The organism is Streptomyces sp. NPDC090088, from assembly GCF_044747345.1.
Lineage (GTDB): Bacteria > Actinomycetota > Actinomycetes > Streptomycetales > Streptomycetaceae > Streptomyces.
In genome coordinates, this window is sequence record NZ_JBIVDZ010000001.1 from 1,300,600 (window position 1) to 1,322,939 (window position 22,340).

At 70.4% G+C, this 22,340-nt stretch carries 21 protein-coding genes and 1 pseudogene; 6 read left to right on the plus strand and 16 right to left on the minus strand.

Annotation, left to right across the window (positions count from 1 at the left end; all coding sequences use genetic code 11):
• Positions 1 to 5: 5 nt before the first annotated feature.
• The 5 genes from ACIPSJ_RS05730 to ACIPSJ_RS05750 all read right to left on the minus strand — a co-directional run bounded on the left by ACIPSJ_RS05730 (position 6) and on the right by ACIPSJ_RS05750 (position 2,352).
• Positions 6 to 377: an RRQRL motif-containing zinc-binding protein gene (locus tag ACIPSJ_RS05730; RefSeq protein ID WP_401343773.1), complete on the minus strand. Its 372-nt coding sequence runs from the start codon at positions 375 to 377 to the stop codon at positions 6 to 8.
• The gene (locus ACIPSJ_RS05735) at positions 377 to 1,375 is read right to left on the minus strand and encodes a DUF2637 domain-containing protein (protein ID WP_401343776.1); all 999 of its coding nucleotides are present in this window, start codon (positions 1,373 to 1,375) and stop codon (positions 377 to 379) included. The genes ACIPSJ_RS05730 and ACIPSJ_RS05735 overlap by 1 nt, the downstream gene beginning before the upstream one ends.
• Positions 1,372 to 1,662, minus strand: a complete 291-nt coding sequence (locus ACIPSJ_RS05740; protein ID WP_401343779.1) for a hypothetical protein — start codon at positions 1,660 to 1,662, stop codon at positions 1,372 to 1,374. The genes ACIPSJ_RS05735 and ACIPSJ_RS05740 overlap by 4 nt, the downstream gene beginning before the upstream one ends.
• Positions 1,663 to 1,854: 192 nt before the next feature.
• Complete coding sequence (locus ACIPSJ_RS05745; RefSeq protein WP_401343782.1) at positions 1,855 to 2,082, minus strand: hypothetical protein; 228 nt, start codon at positions 2,080 to 2,082, stop codon at positions 1,855 to 1,857.
• Positions 2,083 to 2,184: 102 nt separating this feature from the next.
• Positions 2,185 to 2,352, minus strand: a complete 168-nt coding sequence (locus ACIPSJ_RS05750) for a hypothetical protein (RefSeq protein ID WP_401343785.1) — start codon at positions 2,350 to 2,352, stop codon at positions 2,185 to 2,187.
• 822 nt (positions 2,353 to 3,174) lie between these two features.
• On the opposite strand from ACIPSJ_RS05750, the gene ACIPSJ_RS05755 reads away from it, so the two are divergent.
• Positions 3,175 to 3,570 carry a GntR family transcriptional regulator gene (locus ACIPSJ_RS05755; protein ID WP_401343788.1) on the plus strand — a complete coding sequence of 132 codons (396 nt, stop codon included), beginning with the start codon at positions 3,175 to 3,177 and terminating at the stop codon, positions 3,568 to 3,570.
• A 216-nt stretch (positions 3,571 to 3,786) separates the two neighbouring features.
• On the opposite strand, the gene ACIPSJ_RS05760 is transcribed toward ACIPSJ_RS05755, so the two are convergent.
• The 4 genes from ACIPSJ_RS05760 to ACIPSJ_RS05775 form a co-directional block, all read right to left on the minus strand.
• A complete protein-coding gene (locus ACIPSJ_RS05760; protein WP_401343790.1) occupies positions 3,787 to 4,287 on the minus strand; it encodes a flavoprotein in 501 nt (166 codons plus the stop codon).
• 59 nt (positions 4,288 to 4,346) lie between these two features.
• Positions 4,347 to 5,582: a helix-turn-helix domain-containing protein gene (locus tag ACIPSJ_RS05765; protein WP_401343793.1), complete on the minus strand. Its 1,236-nt coding sequence runs from the start codon at positions 5,580 to 5,582 to the stop codon at positions 4,347 to 4,349.
• A 256-nt stretch (positions 5,583 to 5,838) separates the two neighbouring features.
• Positions 5,839 to 6,897 (minus strand): toll/interleukin-1 receptor domain-containing protein, encoded by a 1,059-nt coding sequence (locus tag ACIPSJ_RS05770; protein ID WP_401343796.1) that lies wholly within the window; start codon positions 6,895 to 6,897, stop codon positions 5,839 to 5,841.
• Complete coding sequence (locus tag ACIPSJ_RS05775) at positions 6,842 to 7,519, minus strand: macro domain-containing protein (RefSeq protein WP_401343799.1); 678 nt, start codon at positions 7,517 to 7,519, stop codon at positions 6,842 to 6,844. Before ACIPSJ_RS05775 ends, ACIPSJ_RS05770 begins: the two co-directional genes overlap by 56 nt.
• Positions 7,520 to 7,978: 459 nt before the next feature.
• Between ACIPSJ_RS05775 and ACIPSJ_RS05780 the strand changes: the two are divergent.
• Both ACIPSJ_RS05780 and ACIPSJ_RS05785 read left to right on the plus strand, forming a co-directional pair.
• A pseudogene (locus ACIPSJ_RS05780) lies at positions 7,979 to 8,065 on the plus strand (glutamine synthetase); the annotation flags it as partial.
• 131 nt (positions 8,066 to 8,196) lie between these two features.
• On the plus strand, positions 8,197 to 9,303 hold the full coding sequence (locus ACIPSJ_RS05785; protein ID WP_359225211.1) for a SpoIIE family protein phosphatase: 1,107 nt from the start codon (positions 8,197 to 8,199) through the stop codon (positions 9,301 to 9,303).
• Between the two features lie 27 nt (positions 9,304 to 9,330).
• Here the strand turns inward: ACIPSJ_RS05785 and ACIPSJ_RS05790 are convergent, their stop codons facing one another.
• The 4 genes from ACIPSJ_RS05790 to ACIPSJ_RS05805 all read right to left on the minus strand — a co-directional run bounded on the left by ACIPSJ_RS05790 (position 9,331) and on the right by ACIPSJ_RS05805 (position 13,149).
• Entirely contained in the window at positions 9,331 to 10,362 is a 1,032-nt protein-coding gene (locus ACIPSJ_RS05790; RefSeq protein WP_401343803.1) for a TolB family protein, read from the minus strand.
• Complete coding sequence (locus tag ACIPSJ_RS05795; RefSeq protein ID WP_401343806.1) at positions 10,359 to 11,633, minus strand: MFS transporter; 1,275 nt, start codon at positions 11,631 to 11,633, stop codon at positions 10,359 to 10,361. The genes ACIPSJ_RS05790 and ACIPSJ_RS05795 overlap by 4 nt, the downstream gene beginning before the upstream one ends.
• Position 11,634: 1 nt before the next feature.
• A complete protein-coding gene (locus ACIPSJ_RS05800) occupies positions 11,635 to 12,507 on the minus strand; it encodes an alkaline phosphatase family protein (protein WP_355718888.1) in 873 nt (290 codons plus the stop codon).
• Positions 12,508 to 12,648: 141 nt separating this feature from the next.
• Positions 12,649 to 13,149: a pyridoxamine 5'-phosphate oxidase family protein gene (locus tag ACIPSJ_RS05805; protein ID WP_401343809.1), complete on the minus strand. Its 501-nt coding sequence runs from the start codon at positions 13,147 to 13,149 to the stop codon at positions 12,649 to 12,651.
• Positions 13,150 to 13,275: 126 nt separating this feature from the next.
• Here ACIPSJ_RS05805 and ACIPSJ_RS05810 point away from each other — a divergent pair, with 126 nt between their 5' ends.
• Positions 13,276 to 16,269 carry a bifunctional [glutamine synthetase] adenylyltransferase/[glutamine synthetase]-adenylyl-L-tyrosine phosphorylase gene (locus ACIPSJ_RS05810; RefSeq protein ID WP_401343812.1) on the plus strand — a complete coding sequence of 998 codons (2,994 nt, stop codon included), beginning with the start codon at positions 13,276 to 13,278 and terminating at the stop codon, positions 16,267 to 16,269.
• Here the strand turns inward: ACIPSJ_RS05810 and ACIPSJ_RS05815 are convergent.
• The 3 genes from ACIPSJ_RS05815 to ACIPSJ_RS05825 form a co-directional block, all read right to left on the minus strand.
• Positions 16,220 to 17,374 carry a sensor histidine kinase gene (locus ACIPSJ_RS05815; protein WP_401343815.1) on the minus strand — a complete coding sequence of 385 codons (1,155 nt, stop codon included), beginning with the start codon at positions 17,372 to 17,374 and terminating at the stop codon, positions 16,220 to 16,222. The genes ACIPSJ_RS05810 and ACIPSJ_RS05815 overlap by 50 nt on opposite strands.
• 19 nt (positions 17,375 to 17,393) lie before the next feature.
• On the minus strand, positions 17,394 to 18,113 hold the full coding sequence (locus tag ACIPSJ_RS05820; RefSeq protein ID WP_401343818.1) for a VanZ family protein: 720 nt from the start codon (positions 18,111 to 18,113) through the stop codon (positions 17,394 to 17,396).
• A gap of 78 nt (positions 18,114 to 18,191) precedes the next feature.
• Positions 18,192 to 18,800 carry a TetR/AcrR family transcriptional regulator gene (locus tag ACIPSJ_RS05825; protein WP_401343820.1) on the minus strand — a complete coding sequence of 203 codons (609 nt, stop codon included), beginning with the start codon at positions 18,798 to 18,800 and terminating at the stop codon, positions 18,192 to 18,194.
• Between the two features lie 180 nt (positions 18,801 to 18,980).
• Between ACIPSJ_RS05825 and ACIPSJ_RS05830 the strand changes: the two genes are divergently transcribed.
• Both ACIPSJ_RS05830 and ACIPSJ_RS05835 read left to right on the plus strand, forming a co-directional pair.
• On the plus strand, positions 18,981 to 20,432 hold the full coding sequence (locus ACIPSJ_RS05830) for an APC family permease (RefSeq protein WP_359225190.1): 1,452 nt from the start codon (positions 18,981 to 18,983) through the stop codon (positions 20,430 to 20,432).
• Positions 20,433 to 20,469: 37 nt separating this feature from the next.
• The gene (locus ACIPSJ_RS05835) at positions 20,470 to 22,047 is read left to right on the plus strand and encodes an amidohydrolase (protein WP_401343824.1); all 1,578 of its coding nucleotides are present in this window, start codon (positions 20,470 to 20,472) and stop codon (positions 22,045 to 22,047) included.
• Positions 22,048 to 22,340: the final 293 nt, after the last annotated feature.

The following is a 22,340-nucleotide window of genomic DNA, read 5'->3' on the forward strand; positions in this document are numbered from 1 at the left end:
GCAGTTCAGGCGGCGCGCTGTTCCTCGGGGTAGGCGCAGGGCACGCACATGCCGAGCGAGGTCGGGATGACGTATCCGGCGTCGAGTCGGCACGCGGGACAGGTGCGGCGAGCCTCGTTCGCCTTGGCGAGCGCGGCCCACTTGCTCGGTGTCATCGGCCGGACAGGCTTGGAGCGGTCGACGCGGTAGAGGTAGGCGACCAGCGGGCCGCGCCGGTAGCGCGGACGCAGCACCTGCGCCGCGACCGACTGCCCGCCAGGCCTTAAGCCGCGGGCCCGTAACTGCCGTTTGGTGGCGAGTCCGTCGGGGGCGCAGCGCCACGGGTAGGTGGGCAGCCCGTGCCGCGCGCCGGTCGGGTCGAAGCACTTGGCGAACATCAGGCAGCCTCAGCCGCCGTGCCGTCGCCCTCCGCGTCGTCCACGGAGTACAGCGGACGGCCGTCGGCGCGCTCCGCCTTCAACTGCTCGCGCAGCTTGCGGGCGTTGGCCTGCGAGACACGCAGCGTGGTCCGCAGACGTTCCGCGGTCAGCTCCGCCTCGGTCCACCCTGCGGTGGCCGTGCGCGCCTCGGTCAGCGCCTCCTCGAAGGTGCGCTGTGCCTTGGCCTTGCCCTTGGCGGGAGTCCGGCGGCGCGGGCGCGGGGTGGAGTTGACCGGCGTCGGCGGGTTGTCCGCCGCGGGCGGTGCGGGTGTCTCCTGCTCGGTGGCGGGGGCCAGGTCGCCCATGCGCAGCATCACGCGCTCGCGCCGCGGGGTCTTCGAGCGCCACCCACGGCCGTAGCGCTCGCGCAGGTCCGCGCGGGCCAACTGCCGTTCCTTCTCCCGGGCCAGCGCCTCGGAGTAGGAGGTGATCTCCCACAGCGTCATGCGGCGCCACAGCGCGAAGGTGGAAGGGAAGGCGAGCAGCCAGCGAGAGAACCGGATCTTCTCCATACGCCGGCCGGTGGCCGCGCCGATCCGCACCGCGTAGATGTGCGCCCCGATCTCCGAGAACACCACCCACAGCAGCGGCATGGTGCCGTGCGCGACCTTGGCCCACATGCCCACTCCGGCCGCGACGTTCAGCCCGCACGTGATGAGCGTGAGCGCCCAGGGCACGAACCGCACCCACGCCAGCGCCATGTCCATCCGGATCAACAGCAGGTTGGCCACGGTGAACACCGGGATGGCCACGTCGATCCCGACCGGCAGCATCCACGGAGCGTGAAAGCCCCAGCGCAGCGCGGCAGCCGACACGGCGTCGAAGGAGGAGATCAGACCGAGCGCGCCGACGCCGGCCGCGGCGAGCGCGCCGACGCCGGCAAGCCCCATCTCGGGCTTCGTGAGCGGCGGCACCCCGGACGCGGGCGCCTCGGGGGCGAGCGTTGTGGTGGTCACGCGGCCACCCCCTTGCGGGCCGCGCGGCGCCGCCGGGCGGGGCGGGGCAGCGGGACGACGTCGAACAGGTCCGGGTTCTCCTCGATGACCTGCGCCGCGATGCGGATCAGACCGTCGGGAAGGCCGGGGTCGTCGGCGAGGATGTCGCGCGCCGCGTCCTCGCGGGCCGCGCGCTCCGCGCTGGACTCGCCCTCGACCCCGAGCCACAGCTCAACCGGGGTACCAAGGGCCAGCTCGACGAAGTCGTACGGGGAGACGGCCTGATGCGGGCCGATGTACGTGCGCATAAGGGCTCCTGAGTCGGAGGGACGGGAGAGCCGGAGCGGTCGCAGGCGTGTGGTGAGACGGCGACCGCCCCGGGAAGAACCCCGGGCCGCAGCGCGGCAAGGGGAGAGCGCCCCGGGCGGGATTCGATCCCGCGCCATCACGGCGGTGCCGGGGCTGATGACCGGTACAGGACCGGCGGATCGGGCAGCCGGTCAGCGGCCGTTGTGGGCGGCGCGGGCTTCGGCGACCTGCTGCCGGTTGCTCTTCCGCTCCGTCACGGTGACGTCGACCTTGCCGCGGGGGACCCCAGCCGCCAGGGACACGTTGAGCGACGCCTCCTGTTCGACGCGGTCCGCGGTGTGGTCGTCGGCGCCGCTGGACGTTCCGTCAGCGACCGTCTTGCCGTCGACCTTCGCGGTCCAGCTGAAGTTCTTGCCCATGTCGGGCTCCTTCCGGGTTGAGTGACTGGGTACTGCGCGCCCCGGGCCGGATTCGATCCGGCGCCCTCACGGCTGAATGCCGGGGCTGTAGGCGAGCGGGTGTTACCGGGGCTGCTCGGTCAGGTGAGCCGCGTCCTCGTAGGCGGTGCGGATCTCCTGCTGCTGCCAGGCCAGCTCAGCCGCGGCCGGAGCGGGGTCCTGCCGGCCGAGGTCGGCGGCCCACGCGTCCGCACTCGCCTCCAAGCGCCAGGCCTTCGGGTCCGTCGCCATCAGCGCATCCCCTCGAACCCGGCGCACCCGGCCGTGTGACCGACCAGGTACGGGTGCGGCCCGCGAGGGCGCTGCGGAAGGGGATCCTTCGTCTTCTCGTGCTCCGAGTCGGCCATCAACGACCGCCCCGCACACGGGCGTTGTCCTCGCTGCGCTTGTTCGCCTGCGCGGCCTTACGAGCAAGTTCCGCCCGCTCCGCGTCTGTCAGACTGGTGACCACAGGTCCTCCAACCAGGTGCCTGCACGCGGTCCCCGGGGTGCGACCCGGGGACCGCTCTTGTGGTGGGGCCGTGAGACTCCGGCTCCCCCCACCCCGCCCGGACGGACCCGCGCACCAGGCGCGCTCCGCACGGGCGGGAAGAGGCAACCGGCGCGGCGCTAGCCGCCGCGAAACGGTGGAAGATGACCGGTCGTCCGCAGCACCCCGAGGTGCTCACGAACCAGGGATAGAACGGCGCCGCCATACCGGTCGATCACGGCCGCGCCCAACGCTTTCGTCGACTCACTGCCACTCCTTCAGACCGCTGAACAGGGAAAACGCACTGCAAGGGGGACTGTGTCCCCACACGCCGGCCGTTGCTCGCGGTCACCGGGCCACCTCGCCAGTACGGGCCGAAGCCCTGTTCCACCTGGCCTTTAGCGGGATTGCAGCGTCCCCGCCCTTTGCATTCGTGCAGGTCAAGCGCTTGCCAACACGGCCGGTGAAGCCCTTTTGGGGGCTCGCTCCGGCGTGAGTTCAGATTGACCTGGGTCAATCTGAACTGTCAAGAGGGTGCGACAGAACAGCGTGAGATTGACCTAGGTCCGGTTACTCTCGGGGGCATGGATCAGAGCCCCGAAGTGCCCAAGCCCACGCCGACGGCCAAGGAGATTGCGGCGCAGTTCCGCGACAAGATCACGGGCCCCGATCGCGAGTACGGCGCGGGGGATCGGCTTCCAGCAGCCCGCGCGCTTGCCAAGGAACTTGGCGTGCAGCTCATGACTGTTCAGAGCGCCTACGGCCAACTCCGTGACGAGGGGTTGATCCTTACCCAGCAGGGGCGCGGGACGTTCGTCCGCGACCCAGCGACACCCCTCGGTACTGAGCCTGGCAGCAGCCCTGCCTTCGCGGCCCTGGCTACAGAGCTCAGCACGATTCATGACGCTCTCCGGTTGCTCGGTGAGCGGCTTGACCGGCTTGAGCGGCTTGTGGGTAGCGAGACTCCACCGTCGCCGTGAGTTCATCCGTGCGCCTCAGTAGTCGTTCGACCCTGAGGCGCACGTCCCTCAAACTCGCTTTGATCAAAGCGAGTTCAGCAGGAGTCACGCATTTCAGCTCGCCGCTTCGCTCATTGATCCCTGGCATGCCAATGAGCATGTAGCCGTGAACGGCAGAGGACCCGGACAGAGTGTCCGGGTCCTCTTTCCTTGCAGGTCAGGATGGTTGACGACTCGTCATCGGGTCGCTTCGTCCACGGCATCAAGCACTGCCCCCCACGGCAGCTCACGGCCCGCCGGCGCCTCGCGCGGTTCGTACAGCGGCCACACCTCCAGGCCGTAGACGATGCGCACGCCCCCCGCCCGGAGAGTGTCGATGTGGTTCTGCCACGCCGGGTGGCGGGCGTGCGCCGCGTTCACCCGAGGGAAGACGACGACGGGCAACCCGAGGGTGCCAATCGCCTCGCCCACCTGGGTTAGTGCCTGGTTGTCCATCAGGCCCGTGGCGAGCTTGGCCACCATGTTGGCCGACGCGGGGGCTACCACGTAGCAGTCAACCGGTGGGTGCGGTCGTGCCTCGCCAGGAAGGCGCGGTTCATCGCGCACGGGTAGGCCGGTCAACTTCTCCAACTGCTCGACCTCGCCGCTCATCCGTAGCCACTGGCCAGCGGTCGGCGTCAGAGTGACAGCCACCTGCCAGCCGCGCCCCATCGCGGGCTCAACCAGACCGGTGCGCAACGCCTCTACGCCTCCGGCCGCCGACCCGACCACTCCGAGCACCCCATGCTTGCCTGAACTCACTGCACCGCCCTGCACCGTTGAGCCATCACGAACACCTCGGACGATCGCGAGCCGCCGGTGACCGGTGATTGCTTGATTAGATCCCGCAGCGTCTCGCGAACCCTCGGATTGTTGCGTACGAGCTGCGGCGACGTGCGTTCGGCCGTGCGGAGTTCTGTGAACGCCTCATCGCTCTGACCGTTGAGCGAGAGAGCGCGCGCGAAGTCGATGCGGTGCGACACGCTGCGTTCCTGTGGCATGTGATCGACATTGATCCGGCCGTGTTCCACCACGTATGACACGTTGTCGAGATCTAGTTCAACCGAGAGGCGGTGAAGCAGGACGTTCGTTGGTCCGAAGCCGGTTTGCCAGTAGTTCTCATCCGAGCCGAGGTCATCCGCGAGTTCCTCGGCTCGATCCAAGAGGTCGGTTGCGGTGGGGCGGTTCTGGTGACGCGCCGCTGCGACGGCGGCTCGCAGGTGGATCATGCCCAGCAAACTCAGCGCTGCTGGATCGCTGTTCGTGACCCGAGACGAGAGCCACGCAGCGGCCGTGTTGCCTAGTTCCAACGCATCGTCGTACCTGCCGTTGGCCAGTAGGGCATGCGTGCCGGACCGTGCGGCGGACGCCAACACGAGTGGGTCGTCAGACTCGTCTGCGGCACGCATCGCTCGTTCGGCGGCGAGCCATGAGATGTCCGATTCGCCGATTTTCGCGAGGGTCGTTGCTGCGAGGTGATGGGTACGGGCTGACACTGCCCAGCAGTCGCTACGATCCTCGCCGTGCCGTGCGGCTCGCTCCTCCAACTCTTGCGCAGTCTGGAGGAGCCCGGGAAGTGCGGCGATGACGCTACCGAGTCGCCCACCTTGGTAGTCGTTCCACGCCTGCTCCACACGTACGGCCACGGGCGCCGGAGTGGGGAGCTGCGCCTCAGCCTCGGGGCCGAAAAGTAGACGAGACAGCCGGCGTGGGTTCATGAGAGCGTCGCGTACAGCCGGAACGTCGTCCTGCTGCTTCTCGTCCTCCATGAGCACGGTCTGACCGAGCAGGTCCCCGAGGGGTACGCGCAGGATGCGTGACAGCTCCGCGAGCATGTCGATTCGGGGTGGCTTCCGGCGCCCCGTCTCGATCTTCGCCAACCAGTCCGTGCTACGTCCGACCAGACCGGCAAGCACTTCTTGCGTGTAGCCGCGACGCCTACGGTAGAACGCTATGCGCTCACCAACACTGAGGTGATCTCCTAGACCACGCATGCGTTGCCTCCTGCGGGTTGCGGGGCTATTTCAGGATACAGAGCTGCTGGCGGGGCGGGGAAGCTGGGAAGCTGGTCTCGCTCTGTTTCGCCAGAGCAAGTGTGAGCCGCTCATGGCGCCGGGACCCGGACAAACTGTCAGGGCCCCCTCACCATGAGCGGCCGTGAGAGCAAAGGGCTCTACAGGATCATTGCAGCCGACTGCTTAGACCTAGATTTCGCCCCATTAGAAGAAACTGGAACCATCCCGATAAAAATCAGAATGGCCACGCGTGCGTGTACTTTTGCGTGGCAGGTCCGGAGACGGTTACGCTGCGTTGGATGTCTTCTGCCAGTTTCCCAACTGTGTCTCGAAATTCGGCAGCGAGGGCAGTGTCACTGTTCGGAAATTCTTCGACGGTCGCGTTGATCGAGTCGGTCCCGTAAGAGACTCGCGTCACGTTGTACTTCCCCAATTGGTTGAAGATTAGGTCAACTACCTGGCGTTCCTTTTCCTCAATTTGCCAATTATGTTCGCCCTCTGGGAGTTCCTGTGGCGTATGCGAGGAGGCGTTCTTGCTAACTGGCCACCTTCCTGTGCTCTTATTGCCGGTCCCTAGATTGATGGCATCAAGGGACCTTAGATTGATGGTAGCAAGGGACCTTTCGAGCGCTGACAGCCTCCTATCTTGCTGTCGGGCTAGCAAAAGTACTTCGTCCAGACGGTCATCCGCTGATCTTTTTTGATGCGCCAGCTCTACCCCGGCTTGCTGTAGTCCCGCAATTCGATTGAACTCGGTCTCCAGCTTGGGCCAATTCTGCTCAAATGAACGCACCAGTCGGTCAGGTGCGAGCTTCGATTCGCCCAAGTTTTTATTCATGTCTGACACCAGCTTGAAGACTTCATCTCGGTCGGTGCCAATTGTCATCTGAAATTGCGAAAGGGGTCCCGTGACCTGTGCTTTCTCAATGTCTAGTAGCAGAGGAACCACTACAGACTCTTCGAGCACCTTAGACAGGGCTCCAGCCTCGAAGTTAACCCACGCGGATCCTCTACTCTCAGGAGTTACGCACACGATTCCGAAGTTGCACCCCGACAGCTCGTCAGCGATGCTCGGCAAAGGGCGGGATCCCTGTGAGATGCTTTGAGATGATACCCACGGATCAATTGCTTGAATAACATCCGGGAGCCAATTATGCAAATACTCTGCCATTGCTTTGGCTCGGTCTCCGGACCAGCTTAGGAATACCTTCATCGATTCCCCTCCCGCCGTGATTATATTAGAGGCTACGCAAGAAAGCTCTGATTTCGAGCATGTCGAAATCAGTAAAATCATTAGGGTGAATCACTACGTGTAGCGATTTTGTTACTATCCGCTCTCGCGAATGTGCAATAAATGAGAGAATTATCATTTTCAGCAGGCTCTCGCGATTGAGTGCTGTCACGCGTGCCATTTCCGAACCGATTACCGATATCGCCACTGGTTGCAGATTACCGTGCTGACGTATTGCTTCCCATGTCCGGCTCAGGCTTTTCCATAGGTCATCCACGTTGGACTTGACTATGTAGTCATTTCCCATCCTGCCGTAGGCGACGCAGAATATTCGCTTGCCTGGCAGATTTAAGATTGCCACTGTTCCAATAGGGTACCGGGCAAGCTTGCCGCGCGACTTGTTTTCCCTGGTCTCACAGCTCGTAATTTCTCGATGCTCCAGTGCGGCACTAAGGTCGGCATCGAGATTCGATAGCAAATGAGGGTAGAAGCGATTTTGAAACTGCCCTTGCACGCTGCTGGGTGAAATTACTACACCGTCGGCGGTGTCCGTGTCGAAAGTATCCGTAAAGCCAATGATTAACTGCGAATCCCTTGCGAGCAAATCGCCTTTACTTATCGAAATTGTCACATCGGGATGCGAGATTGAATGTTCTACGTGCTCGCCGGGTGCGACTTTTACCACGGCGATGAGGGTTGAGGTTGCAACTGACAATCCTAGTAGCCATACGCCATTGGTGACTGAGCTAGGCCATAGGGAGAATGCGATCTGTAAACACCCAGAGAGGATTCCGAAAATTACAAGCGTTTCGGCAAAGAAAAGGGAAAGGCCTCTGCGTGTGTGGAGAAACCCCAATCGCGATCTTGCTATAGACAGAGTGATCTCTCCCCTCGTGTCTCTATAGATCAGCGCAACGGCTTGGATGATACGGCACCTACATCTCAAGAGAGGTGCCTTTGAAGTTGCCGACGGACAGGGCCTCTTCGCGTTGGGGACCAGGTGCAGGGGCCAGCGTCGTCGGGCCGTCTGTGGGCCGTCGAAGGGCGGCCCAGGGCGACCAACGACGACCACTGACGACCTCGCGGCTACCGGCCAACGCTGCGCCGACGTCGATCGCGTGAGGTCGCTTCTGGGCCGCGCCACTTCCTGCGCAACAAGAAGCAGGAGTGGGAGGAGTACCGCTCCGAGGTCACCGCCTTCGAGCTGCGCAAGAACCTGCCGGTGCTGTAGGGGCAGGTCAGAGCGGGGGTTCCGCTCATCGGGCGAAGGGGTCGGCGGTCACGGACCGTCGGCCCCGCGGTGTCCGCGCGTGCACTCGTATCGTGAGAAGAGCACGGACACGGTGGCGAGGCAGGAATGTCATGAAGGTACCCGCGGTCGACTACGAGGCCGTGTTCCAGACGCTCCCCGGGGCGGTGGCGCTGGTGACCCCGGAGTTGACCATCGTGGACGCCAACGCGGAGTTCGTGCGTCTGCGGGGCCTTCCGCGTGAGCAGGTGGTCGGGCGGTTCCTGCCCGACGACACTCCGCCCAAGGACCCCACCGAGCCCTTCCTGCTCAAGATCCTGGCGTCGCTGCGGCGGGCGGCGGACACCGGTGAGCACAGCATCGTGGCGATGCAGTACGACCGGGGGGACCCCGACCAGCCCGGGGCATGGGACCAGCGGTACTACGACCTGACCAACACGCCCGTGATCGGGCCGGACGGGCGGGTGACGCTGCTGCTGCACCGGGTGGAGGACGTCACCGAACTCATCCGCGCCCGTGAGGTCGCGCTGACCCTGCAGGAGGCCATGCTGCCCGCTCCCCGCCCGGTCGGCCGGCATCCGGCGGCCGTGCGGTACCGGCCCGCCGCCGAAGCGCTGAACGTGGCCGGTGACTGGTACGACCTGGTCGACCTGCCCGGCGACCGGATCGCCGTGGCCGTCGGCGACGTCGTCGGGCACGGTCTGTCCGCCGCCGGCGTCATGGGGCAACTGCGCAGCGCCCTCACCGCCGCCTCCCTGGTCGCCGAGGGCCCCGCCCGCGCCCTGGAGGTCCTCGGGCTGTACGCCCGTACCGTCGACGGCGCCGAGAACACGACCGTGGCCACGGCGTTCGTCGACTGGGAGACCCGCACCCTCACCTACAGCAGCGCCGGGCACCCCCCGCCCGCGCTGCTGCACGGGGACGGGAGCGTCGAGTTCCTCAACCGGGCCACCGATCCGCCCCTGGCCGCCCGTCCGCAGCACGCCCCGCGGATCCAGGCCGACGTGGCCTTCGAGGAGGGCGCCGTCCTCGTGCTCTACACCGACGGCCTGATCGAACGCCGTGGCGAGGACATCGACACCGGCCTGGCCCGGCTGGCCGACTCGCTCGCCCGCCACCGGGCGGCCGGCCCCGAAGCCCTCGCCGACGCGGTGCTCGACGACCTGCTCCCGCCCGGCGGCGCCACCGACGACACCGCCCTGGTCATCGTGCGCCTGTGAGGAGATCCCGGGCCGCTCCCGGCCGCCTCAGCCGACGCCGGAGCCGACGTACGCCGGAGACACCGCCGAGACGCTGATCCGCCGCGAGGATCCGGTGCCGTCCGCCGGGACCTCGTACAGGTCCGCCCCGTAGTCGCCCGGCAGGGCGTACACGACCGTGTGGGTGTCCTTCCACACCGCCTGGTCGTCCACGCTCCGGGTCTCCGCGAGGGGGGTTTCGCGCATGGTGCGCAGGTCCAGGACGTACAGGTGCCAGGGGGCGTCCTTCGGGAGGCCCCGCACCCGCTTCTTGTAGGCGATACGGGTGCCGTCGGGGGAGAGGGACGGGCATTCGACGTTCTGGTGGAGGGTGGTGACCGTGCGGGTGCGCAGGTCGCCCCGGACCAGGTAGGTGGAGCCCTTGGTGGCCAGGGTCGCGTAGAAGGTGGTGTCGTCGGGGGCGAAGGTGACGCCCCAGAAGTTGACGTCCGCCGACCGGTAGGCCCTGCCGTCCTTGCGGATGCGGAAGGCCTCCAGCGACGGGATGTAGGCCCCCGTGCGCGTGTCCACGATCGCCGTGCGGGTCGAGAAGTTCGTGCCGGCGTAGGAGTCGCCGCCGACGAACGCCGTCCACGCCGCGTAGTGGCCGGTGGGGGAGACCCGGGCCCGGGACGGGATGCCGGGGACGTCGTAGCGGGCCCGTTCCTTCAGGTGCGCGTCCAGGATCAGGGCCCGGTAGGTGTCCGAGACCGGGCCGTGGACGGCCTGGAGGCAGACTCCGGTGCCCGAGGCGGCGTAGAAGCGCAGGCACTTGACGCCGGAGGCGGTGCGGGGGCCGGCGGGGTCCGAGGAGGGGGTGGTGGTCAGTTCGTCGCGGTGCGGACCCCAGGCCATGTTGCGGAAGACCATGCGGCCCGGGGTGGTGAGGGTCACCGTTCCCGGGGTGATCTCCGGGCCGCCCGCCCGGGTGTGGTCGCGGAGCTCCGCCCGGGCCGACGCGTGCAGCACGGAGGCCAGCGCGATCGCCGCCAGGACGGCCAGCGCGGCGGCGAGGATCAGGATGCGGGACCTCAGGGTCATACGGCGGCCTCCCGGAAGGGGCGGAGCGTGAGGGCGTAGGCGGCGCAGAGCGCCAGGGCCGCCGCGGCCGCGAGCAGCGCCGTACGGTCGCCCCACAGCGTCCAGGCCGCGCCGAACGCCAGCGAGCAGGCGAAACGTGCCCCGGCCTGACCCGTCTGGACCAGTGCCAGGCCCGAGGAGCGCAGGGCCTCCGGGACGCTGTCCGACGCGGCCGCCATCAGGACCCCGTCGGTCGCCGCGTAGAACGTGCCGTGCAGGGCGAGGGCAGCGTACGGGAGCGCGGAGCCGTGCCAGGAGGTGAGCAGCAGCGCGTACGCCGCGAGGAGCGCCCCGTGCCCGGTCAGGAAGACGCGCCAGCGGCCCCAGCGGTCGGCGAGCCGGCCCAGGGGGACGGCGAGCAGCAGGAACGCGGCGGCGGTGCCCAGCGGGAGCAGCGGGAACCAGCCGTCCGGGACGTCGAGGCGGCGCTGCAGCAGCAGGTACACGAACGAGTCGCTCACCGTGGCGAGGCCGAGGAGGAGGGCGCAGACGGTGATCCGGCGCAGGTCGCGGTGGGCGAGCAGGCCGAGCGCGGCGCGCAGGGTGGGGCGGGTGCCGGTGTCCGCCGTAGGGGAGGAGCGCCGACCCGGAACGAACAGCACCAGGACCAGGACCCCGACCACCGCCACGCAGAAGCTCACCGTGAACACCGCGTCGTAGCCGTCCACCGTGGCGCGCAGGATGAGGAACGCGGCCAGCGGGCCGAGCAGCGCGCCCGCCGTGTCCATCGCGCGGTGGACGCCGAAGGCGCGGCCCCGGGTCTCCGGGGTGGAGGAGAGGGAGATCAGGGCGTCGCGGGGAGCCGTGCGCAGGCCCTTGCCGGTACGGTCCGCCGCCAGGATCAGGCCGATGGGGGTGAGGGTGTGGGCGATCAGCAGCAGGGGCTTGCAGAGCGCCGAGAGGGCGTAGCCCGCGCCGGCCACCCACTTGTGCCGGCCGCCGCCCCGGTCGGCCAGATGGCCCCCGACCAGGCGTACGACCGCCGAGAAGCCGTTGTAGACGCCGTCCAGGAGGCCGAAGCCCAGCGGGGACAGGCCCAGGCCCGTCACCAGGTACAGCGGGAGGACCGCCGTCACCATCTCGGAGGACACGTCCGTGACCAGGCTGACCGTGCCGAGGGCGAGGACGGTGGGGGCGATCGTGGAGCGGTACCGCCCGGCCGCGGTGGGCCGGGCGGTACCTTCCACGGACGCCGTCGCCGGAGTGCTCGCGCGGCTGTCCGCTACGTACACGTCAGGACGTCCAGATCCCGGTGATGTCGGAGGAGGACGCCGCGTTGCCCGCGTGCGCGCTCAGGCCCTGGCCGTCCTCCAGGGTGCGCAGCAGGTCGTAGTGGTCGTAGGTGGTGGCGGAGGACGAGCCCGCCGTCACCGGCTGGCCGTACAGGACCGTCGGGATGCGGTTGCCCGCCAGCCGGTTGTCCTCGTCCATGGTGACGACGAGGAGGCTGTTGTGGGTCTTGGCCCAGGTCGCGTACGCGCCGAGGTTGTTCTTCAGCCAGGTGTCACCGGTGGACACCGAGCAGTCGTGCATGTCGCTGCACAGGTTGGGGACCACGAAGGACAGCTGGGGGAGGGTGGTGTAGTCGGTCGGGAACTGGGCGAAGGTCTTCGCGGTCGACGTCGGGACGTTGCTGAAGCCGAACCACGGGTTGTGCTTGCGCGCGTAGTTGCCGCTGCTGCACGTGGTCGAGCCCTGGCTGGGCAGGGTCTCGTTGTAGCTGGCCCAGGTGCGGCCGGCGGCGAGCTGCTCGGAGGCCAGGTTGGCGGCCGAGGAGAAGCCCGCAGTGTAGCAGCTGTCGTCGGTGATGCCCTGGGTGGAGCCGGAGAACAGGGCGAAGTAGTTGGGCTGGCTCGGGTGGGTCTCGGCGTACATCTGGGTCAGGTTGGCGCCGCCGGAGACCAGCGAGTTGATGTACGGGGCGCTGGACGAGCCGATGACCTGGCTGTACGCGTGGTTCTCGAAGACCACGACGATCACGTGGTCCGGGGTCGGTACGGCGCTCGCGGCGTGCGCGGACGTGCCGCCGAGCCCGGTCCACAGGCCGACCGCGGCCGCGGTGAAGGCGGTGGCGGACGCCACCGCCGTACGGGCGCGGCGCAGCATTCCAGGACGTGCGGAACTGCCGGACACATCAACCTCCGGTGCTGGAGAAGGGAGGGGCTGGTGGCGGTGCGGACAGAGCATGCACACGCCAACATTCCCCTTTTCCATCGCATCGGACCGTGCGGATGAAAAGCCGGTGAACTACTCCCACTTCGTCTGGCTGAACGGCTCGCCCTTGCCGAAGCCGAGCACCCTGCGCGGCGCCACGGCGAAGACCAGGGCCCGGCCCGAACCGTGCTGGAAGTACCCGTCGGCCACGTCGTAGTGCCAGAACGGGCCGTACTTCGCCTCCCAGGCCGCCGCCAGCTCGCGCAGCCGCCCGTCGTCGGTGACCCGCACCGCCTCGCCCTCGACCGTGACGTCGTACCCCTCGGTCGAGCTGTTGGTGCCGGTCGTCAGCACGACGTGCGGGTTCCCGGCGAGGTTGCGCGCCTTGCGCTCGCCGGGGCCGGTGGCGAAGTGCAGCGCGCCGCCGTGCCAGACCGCGAGCAGCGGGGTGACATGGGGGCGCCCGTCCGGCCGTACCGTCGAGATCCAGAACAGCTCGGACTCCGTCAGCACCTTCTCCGCCCCGGACCAGTCGTGCGCCGAGGTGCCCTCGCTGCTGTACCGGGCGTCCAGTACGCCCCGGGGTTCACGCATGATGCCTCCCACCGTCGTCTGCCCGTACAGACCACGATCCGGCGCGAAACTCATCGGCGCCCGGGACAGCCTCTGCGGTTAGGCTCGTCTGGCCAGCATGATCGTGATCCCAAGGGGAGGCCGCACATGACGCCGGGGCGCAGGAGCAGTACCTTCACGCGACTGCTGCGGCACGGCTTCACCGATGCCTCGGCCGCCGAGCGGCTGCTGGACAGCCCGGAGCTGGCCGCCGTACGCGACGACCCGGTCCTCCTGGAGGCACTCGGTGCCACGGCCGACCCGGATCTCGCCCTGCACGGCCTGGTACGGCTCCTGGAGGCCCAGCCCGGACACACCGCGCGCCGGGAGCTCCTCGACACCCTGATAGCGGCCAAGCCGCTCCGGGACCGCCTCCTGGGCGTCCTGGGCGCCTCCGCCGCCCTCGCCGACCACCTCGCCCGGCACCCGCGCGACTGGGAGGCCCTGGTCACCTACGAGCCCCGGGACCTGCACCCCGGCGTCGCCGAGTTCGAACGCGGCCTGGCCGAGGCCGCCGACCCGATCTCCCTCCGGGTCGCCTACCGGCGCTGCCTGCTGTCCATCGCCGCCCGGGACGTCTGCGGCACCACCGACGTCGCCGAGACCGCCGCCGAGCTCGCCGACCTGGCCACCGCCACCCTGCGCGCCGCCCTCACCCTCGCCGAGCGCGCCGCGCCCGCGGACGCCGCCGCCTGCCGGCTCGCCGTGATCGCCATGGGCAAGTGCGGCGGCCACGAGCTGAACTACGTCTCCGACGTCGACGTCATCTTCGTCGGCGAGGCCGCCGAAGGCGCCGACGAGGCCAAGGCGCTGCGCTCCGCCACCAAGCTCGCCTCGCACATGATGCGGATCTGCTCGGAGACGACGGTGGAGGGCTCCATCTGGCCCGTCGACGCCAACCTCCGCCCCGAGGGCCGCAACGGCCCGCTCGTGCGCACCCTCAGCAGCCACCTCGCCTACTACCAGCGCTGGGCCAAGACCTGGGAGTTCCAGGCCCTGCTCAAGGCCCGCCCGGTCGCCGGCGACCTCGACCTCGGCGCCGAGTACATCGCCGCGCTCGAACCCCTGGTGTGGAAGGCCGCCGAGCGCGAGAACTTCGTCGCCGACGTGCAGAAGATGCGCCGCAGGGTGGTCGAGAACATCCCCGCCGCCGAGATCGAGCGCGAACTGAAGCTCGGCCCAGGCGGCCTGCGCGACGTCGAGTTCGCCGTCCAGCTCCTCCAGTTGGTGCACGGACGCGCCGACGCCACGCTCCGCTCCGGCACCACCCTCGACGCCCTCCAGGCGCTCGCGGCCGGCGGCTACGTGGGCCGCGCCGACGCCGTCCAGCTCGACGACGCCTACCGCTTCCTGCGCTCCATGGAACACCGCATCCAGCTCTACCGGCTGCGCCGCACCCACCTGGTCCCCGAGGGCGAGGCCGACCTGCGCCGCCTCGGCCGCTCGCTGGGCCTGCGCGCCGACCCGGTGACCGAGCTGACCCGCGAGTGGAAGCGGCACTCGGGCGTCGTACGACGGCTGCACGAGAAGCTCTTCTACCGCCCGCTGCTCGACGCCGTCGCCCAACTCGGCCCCGGCGAGGCACGGCTGAGCCCCAAGGCGGCCCGGGAACGCCTGGAGGCCCTCGGCTACGCCGACCCGGCCGCCGCCCTGCGCCACTTGGAGGCCCTCGCCTCCGGAGTCACCCGCAAGGCCGCCATCCAACGCACCCTGCTGCCCGTCCTGCTGGGCTGGTTCGCCGACTCCGCCGACCCGGACGCGGGCCTGCTGAACTTCCGCAAGGTCTCCGACGCCCTCGGCAAGACCCCTTGGTATCTACGGTTGTTGCGGGACGAGGGCGCCGCCGCCGAGAACCTCGCCCGGGTGCTGTCGGCCGGCCGGCTCGCCCCCGACCTGCTGATGCGCGCCCCGGAGGCCGTGGCCCTGCTGGGCGACGGCGACGCCGGCGGCCTCGAACTGCGCGGCCGCGCCCAGCTGGAGCAGGAGCTCCTCGCCGCCGTCGGCCGCGCCGAGAACGCCGAGGACGGGGTACGGGCGGCGCGCGGTGTGCGCCGCCGCGAGCTGTTCCGTACGGCCGCCGCCGACATCGTCGACTCCTACGGCACCGAGACCAAGCCCGCCGAGGCCGACCAGGGCGCCCTCGTCGACCGGGTCGGCGCGGCCGTCTCCGACCTGACGGCGGCCACCCTGGCCGGCACCCTGCGGGCGGTCGTCCGCGACGGCTGGGGCGACACCCTGCCCACCCGGTTCGCGATGATCGGCATGGGCCGCTTCGGCGGGCACGAGCTGGGCTACGGCTCCGACGCCGACGTCGTGTTCGTGCACGAGCCGCAGGAGGGCGTGGACGAGCGCGAGGCCGCCGACGCCGCCAACAAGGTGGTCGCCGAGATGCGCCGGCTCCTCCAGGTCCCGAGCGCCGACCCGCCGCTGCTCATCGACGCCGACCTGCGCCCCGAGGGCAAGTCCGGGCCGCTGGTGCGCACCCTCAAGTCCTACGAGGCCTACTACCGCCGCTGGTCGCTGGTGTGGGAGTCGCAGGCCCTGCTGCGCGCCGACCCGGTCGCCGGGGACGAGGAGCTGGGGCGCCGGTTCGTCGAACTGATCGACCCGCTGCGGTACCCGGCGGAGGGGCTCGGCGAGGACGCGGTCCGCGAGATCCGGCGGCTGAAGGCCCGCATGGAGTCGGAACGGCTGCCGCGCGGCGCCGACCCGAAGCTGCACACCAAGCTCGGTCCCGGCGGGCTGTCCGACGTCGAGTGGACCGTGCAGCTGCTGCAGCTGCGCCACGGGTGGGCCGAGCCGGGACTGCGGACCACCCGGACCCGGCAGGCGCTGGCCGCGGCGCAGGCGGCGGGCCTGCTGGGGGCCGAGGACGCCGCGATACTGGATGAGGCGTGGGTGCTGGCCACCCGGGTGCGCAACGCCGTGATGCTGGTGCGGGGCCGGGCCGGCGACACGTTCCCCACCGAGAGCCGTGAACTGGCCGCCGTCGGGCGGTACCTGGGCTACGGGGACGGGCACGCCGGGGACATGCTCGACGCGTACCGGCGTACTACCCGCCGGGCCCGGGCGGTCGTGGAGGAGCTTTTCTACGGGGCCTGAGGTCCGCCCCGTCCGGCAGCCGGACGGTGACCAGGAGGCCGCCTGAGGGGCGCGGCGCGAGGTCGAGGGTGCCGTCGTGCGCGCGGACCACGCTGTGCACGATGGCCAGCCCGAGGCCGACGCCCGCGTGTTCGTCGCCGCGGACGCGGTCGGTTCCGCGCCGGAAGGGTTCGGTGAGGGTCGGTACCAGGTCCGACGGCAGCGCGGGGCCGGTGTTCTCGACCCGCAGCACGCTCCCGCCGTCCCGCGGTTCGGTGTGCACCGTCACGGTGCCGCCGGCGGGAAGGTTGTGGACGATCGCGTTCTGGACGAGGTTCGTCACCATCCGCAGGAGGAGCGCAGCGGAGCCGACGGCCCGGGTCGGCCCGCCGGTGACGTCGAGCGTGATCCGGCGCTTCTCGGCGAGCGGCAGCAGCGTCTCGGCGGCCTCCTCGGCGAGGAGGGACAGGTCGACGGGCTCACGGCTGAAGCCCCTGCCGTCGGCGCGGCTGAGCAGCAGGAGCGCCTCGGTGAGGTCGATCGCCCGCGTGTTGACCGTCCGCAGACGTTCGACGAGCGCGCCCTGGTCCTCGGCGGGATCGTGGGCGGCGGCCTCCAGGAGCGCCCGGGTGACGGCCAGCGGGGTGCGCAGCTCGTGCGAGGCGTTCGCGGCGAACCGCTGCTGTTCGCCGACCTGGGACTCCAGTCGTTCGAGCATCGTGTCGAACACGTCGGCGAGTTCACGGAACTCGTCCCTGGGGCCCTGCATACGGATCCGGTGGGAGAGCGATCCGTTCGAGGCCAGCCGGGCCGCGTACGCGATCCGGGTGAGGGGCGTCAGCATCCGCCCGGCCAGGAGCCAGCCGCCCACCAGCCCGAACACCAGGAGGAAGGCCAGCGCGGCGGTCGCGGCGGGGGCGAAGCCGTTCAGGAGGTCGGAGCGCTTGGGGCCGAGGATGATCACGGCGCCGAACCGCTTCTGGATGGACCTGGCGTCGGCGTTCGGCAGCCAGCGCAGCACGAACACCCACATCACGGCCAGCATGAGGACGCCGGCGACGAGCAGGAACCCGGCGTAGCTGAGGGTGAGTTTCAGCCGGACACCGAACTCCGGGCGCCTCTTCACGGGTGCCGCCGCGACGGGCTCAGCGTGCCGGCCCCGCTGCCGTCGGCGCGGGGCGCGGCTCGTCCGAGGGCGCCTGCGCCGCGGAACGCCACCAGCGGCGCGACGCCAGCCCGGCCAGCACGGCGCCGACGGTGTTGACCAGGACGTCGTCCACGGAGGACACCCGGTCCAGACGCAGCACGTACTGGGCGGTCTCCACCAGGACCGAGCAGCCCGCCCCGAGCGCGAGGACCCGCGGCAGGGACGCCATCGCCGCCCACCGCACCGGCGCGAAGAACCCCAGCGACGCGAAGACCAGCAGGTTGCCGACGATCCCGAGCGCCCCCATCGTGACCAGGTCCCGCAGCGGTACGAGGCTCACCCGGGCCGGGGCGGTGCCGGCCCCCTCGCCGGGCATCATCGTCAGCCACAGGAACGGCACCGTCCCGTGGACCATGCCCACCTCCGCCAGCGACGTCCGCCACGCCCACGGGACACCAGCGGCCCGCCGACGGTGGGCCAGCGCCCAGGCCACCAGCACGGCCAGCGGCAGCGTGGCCAACGTCATCAGCACCACACCGTTGAACGTGTCGAAGCAGCCGTGCCACTGCCCGGCCACGCACCTCGGGGCGGCCATCATGAGCGGCCGCCGCAGGGCGAACGCGGCGCTCGCCAGGCCGAGGACCGCCAGGGAGAGAAGCAGGGCGGTGCGCGTGCGTGTGCGGCGGGCAGGTGCCGGCAGGGGTGCGTTTCGGTTCACGCTCCCATGACAGCCGCCGGGGCGTTGCGGCCGTGTATGCGGTTCTCGATACGCCCGCGATACCCGGGACGGTGTACGTCATGGGCGCCGGAGCAGGGCCCGGGCGTGGTCCATGAGGCCCGTCAGGCCCACCTCGAACGCCCGGTCCGCCCGGCCCGCCCCCACCGCCGCCAGGGCCTCCGCCAGGTGCGGGGTCGGTGTCTCCGTGGTCAGTTCCCACATCGTCTCCGGGGCCGCCAGGTCCAGCGCCGAACCCAGGACCAGGTTCTCCAGGGCTATCAGCAGGGGCATCACGTCCGCCGGGGCGAAACCAGCGGCCAGCAGCACCGCGACCGCGCGCTCGTACTGCTCCAGGACCCGGGGTGCCCGCACCGGCGAGGTCATCAGGAGCGGGATCGCCCTCGGGTGGGCGGCGAACGCGGCCCGGTAGGAGCGGGCCCAGGACTCCACGGCGGTGTCCCAGGGGGCCAGGTCCAGCGTCGCGGGGTCGATCGCCGCCGCGACCCGTTCGCGCAGCAGCTCGACGATGCCGTCCCGGCCGTCCACATGGTGATACAGCGAACCGGCCTGGGTGCCGAGCCGCTTCGCGATCTGCGGGACGCTGAAGTCGCCCTGCTCGTCCACGAGTTGCAGCGCGGTCGTGGTGATCCGCTCCCGGTCGAGGAGCGCGGTGCGCGGCCGTCCCATGTGTGTGTTCTCCCCCGGAGGTGTGAAACGGGTCTTCCCGGATGTCCAGGAGGAGGCTACATTGCCAAAACCGAAAGGCTTTAGATTTACGGGTCCGGGGCAGTCCCTGCCCTGGTAGCGCCGGTCATCCCGCACGCCCGGAACCCTCCCCGTCCGTCGCGCTCGAAGGGCTCCCCCTCCATGTCCGTCACCGCTCGCGAGGAGAGCACGCCACCCGCCGTGGCGACCCTCCGCTCCGGCTCGCTCGGCACCGCCGACATCGCCTTCTTCGTCATCTCCGCCGCCGCCCCGCTCACCGTGATGGCCGGCGTCGCCCCGCTCGCCGTCCTGCTCGGCGGCATCGGCGCCCCGGCCGGCTACCTCATCGCCGGCATCACCCTCGCCGTCTTCGCTGTCGGCTTCACCACCATGAGCCGGCACGTCAGGAGCGGCGGCGCCTTCTACGCCTACATCACCCGCGGCCTCGGCCGCCCCGTCGGCATCGGCGCCGCCCTGCTCGCCCTCATCGGCTACAACGGCATGGAGATCGGCGTCTACGGCCTGCTCGGCAGCGCGGGCCGGGACACCGCGAAGGCCCTCTTCGGCATCGACGTCCCGTGGCTGCCGATCGCCCTCGCCGGACTCGTCCTCATCGGCTACGGCGGCTACCGCTCCATCGAGTTCGGCGCCAAACTGCTCGGCGTACTGCTGGTCGCCGAGACCGGCATCCTCGTCCTGCTCGCCGGCGGAGTGCTGGTGAAGGGCGGCGCGCACGGCCTGTCCGGCGCGTCCTTCGCCCCCGGCCACGTCTTCGTCTCCGGTACGGCGGTCGTCCTCGCCTTCGCCTTCGCCGCCTTCACCGGCTTCGAGTCGACCGTCATCTACCGCCGCGAGGCCCGCGACCCGAACCGCACGGTCCCGCGCGCCACCTACGTGGCCGTCGCCTTCCTCGGCCTCTTCTACGCCTTCATGGTGTGGATCATCATCCAGGCCTTCGGCAACCAGGACGTCATCGCGGCCGCCGCCAAGGACCCCGGGGGCCTCTTCTTCACCGCCATCACCACCTACGTGGGCGGCTGGGCGGCCGACCTGATGCACGTCTTCATCGTGACCAGCATCATCGCCTCGCTCCTCGCCTTCCACAACGCGATCAACCGCTACGCCCTCGCCCTCGCCGAGGAGGGCGTGCTGCCCGGGTCCCTGGGCAGGATCCACCCGCGCCACCGCTCCCCGTACCTGGCCGGTGTCGCCCAGACCGTCCTCGGCGCCGTCGTCGTGATCGGCTTCTGGGCGGCGGGCGCCGACCCGTACAACCAGCTGCTGCTGTGGGTCAACACCCCCGGAATGATCGGCCTGTTCGCGCTCCAGCTGCTCGCCGCGATCGCGGTGCCCTGCTACTTCCGGCGGGTACGGCACGAGGAGGGCACCCTGCGGACCGTGGTCGCCCCGACCGTCGCCGCCGTCCTCCTCGCCACCGCGATAGGGCTCGTCATCACCCACATCGACCTGTTCACCGGCGCCTCGGACACGGTCAACACCCTGCTGATCGTCATCGCGCCCGCCGTCTTCGCCGCGGGCCTGGGCCTCGCGTGGTGGCTGCGCCGCGCACGGCCCGAGGTGTACGCGGACTTCGCGTCCGAACCGGCCGAGTAGCCGAACAGTCCAACCGAACAAGGGAGTTCACCGCACCATGACCGCCACCGCCGCCCCCGACCTGATCCTGACCGGCGCCGAGGTCCGCACCCTCGACCCCGCCCGGCCGCACGCCACCGCCGTCGCCGTGCGCGACGGGGTGATCGCCGCCGTCGGCGACGAGCGGGACGTACGGGAGTGGCGGGGCCCCGGCACCGAGGTCGTGGCGCTGGACGGCGCGCACCTGGTGCCGGGCCTGGTGGACGCCCACAGCCACCCGGTGTGGGGCCTGGACATGGCCACCGGCGCCGACCTGTCCGGCGTCCGCGACCTGGCGGGCCTGCGGGCGGCGCTCACCGGCGCCGAACGGATCGACGGCTGGGTCATCGGCTTCGGCCTCGACCACAACGCGTTCGAGGGCCGCCCCGTCGACCGCGCCCTCGTCGAGGACGTCCTCGGCGGCGCACCCGCCTTCCTCCGGCTCTACGACGGCCACTCCGCCCTGGCCAGTGGCGCGGCGCTGGCCGCGGCGGGGGTCACCGGCCCCCGGCCCTTCGCCCAGCGGTCGGCGGTCGTCTGCGACCCCGGGGGCCGCCCCACCGGGCACCTCGTCGAGCACGCGGCGATGCAACTGGTCGAGCGGGTCATGCCCCGCCCGTCGTACGCGGCCCGCCGGGCCCGCCTCGTCGAACTGCTCGCCGCGATGGCGGCCACCGGGCTGACCGGGGCGCACGTCATGGACGCGGGGGACGCGGAGCTGGTCGGGGCGGTGGCCGAGGAGACCGTGCTGCCGCTGCGGCTGCGCTTCGCGCCCTGGTGCATGCCGGGCGTGGACGGGGCCGGGCTGGCGGAGCTGGTCGCGGCGCAGGGGCGGGGCGGCCGGCACTGGACGGTCGACGGGGTCAAGTTCTTCATGGACGGGACGGTGGAAGGGGGCACCGCCTGGCTGGAGCACGCGGACTGCCACGGGCAGGGCACGGAGGCGTTCTGGCCGGATCCCGAGGCGTACGGGGCGGCCGTACGGCACCTGCACGCGGCCGGGGTGCGCACGGCCACGCACGCCATCGGGGACGCGGCGGTACGGAACGTCCTGGACGTGATGGCGGGGCTGGGGCCCGGCGCGGCAGGCCGGCACCGGATCGAGCACATCGAGACGGCGCCGGACGCGCTGCTGCCGCGCTTCGCCGAGCTGGGGGTGGCCGCGTCGATGCAGCCGCCGCACACCGCGTACACGCGCGCCGACCGCACCGACGAGTGGTCCCGCCGACTGGGCACCGACCGCGCCGACCGCGCCTGGCGCCTCCGCGACCTCCGCGACGCGGGCGCCACGGTCGCCCTCGGCTCGGACTGGCCCATCGCCCCCTACGACGTACGCGCCGTCCTCGCGACGGCCCGCGCCCCGCGCGGCGCGGCATCGGGCCCGGGTCTGACCGGCCTGGAGGCACTGGAGGGCTGCACGAGCCACGCGGCACGGGCAGCGGGGGAGGGGGACACGGCGGGCCGCATCACGGTGGGCCACCGCGCCGACCTCACCGCGTTCGCCCTCGACCCGGTGACCGCCCCGACAGACGAACTGACCGAGGCACCGGTACGACTCACGGTGACCGGGGGACACGTGGTGCACCGGGCCAAGTGAGCCGCCGCCGGGCCGAGGCGGTTCCGGCACCACCGGCCCCCGCCGTCGTGGCTGCGCGCCGTCGCGGCGGGGGAAGGTGGGGCCGACGGCTCCTCCGGAACCGCGCTCGCGCGACTCCGAGGCCGGTTCGGCACCACCGGTCACCGCCGTCGTGGCTGCGCGCCGTCGCGGCGGACGACAGAGACCGGCGGGTGTCCTCAGAGGGCAGGGCCCGGCGGGTGTTTCTGAGCCGACGGCTCCCCGTTATTTCTCCGCCGCAGCGGCGCTCAGCCACCACGGTGGGAACCGGCGGT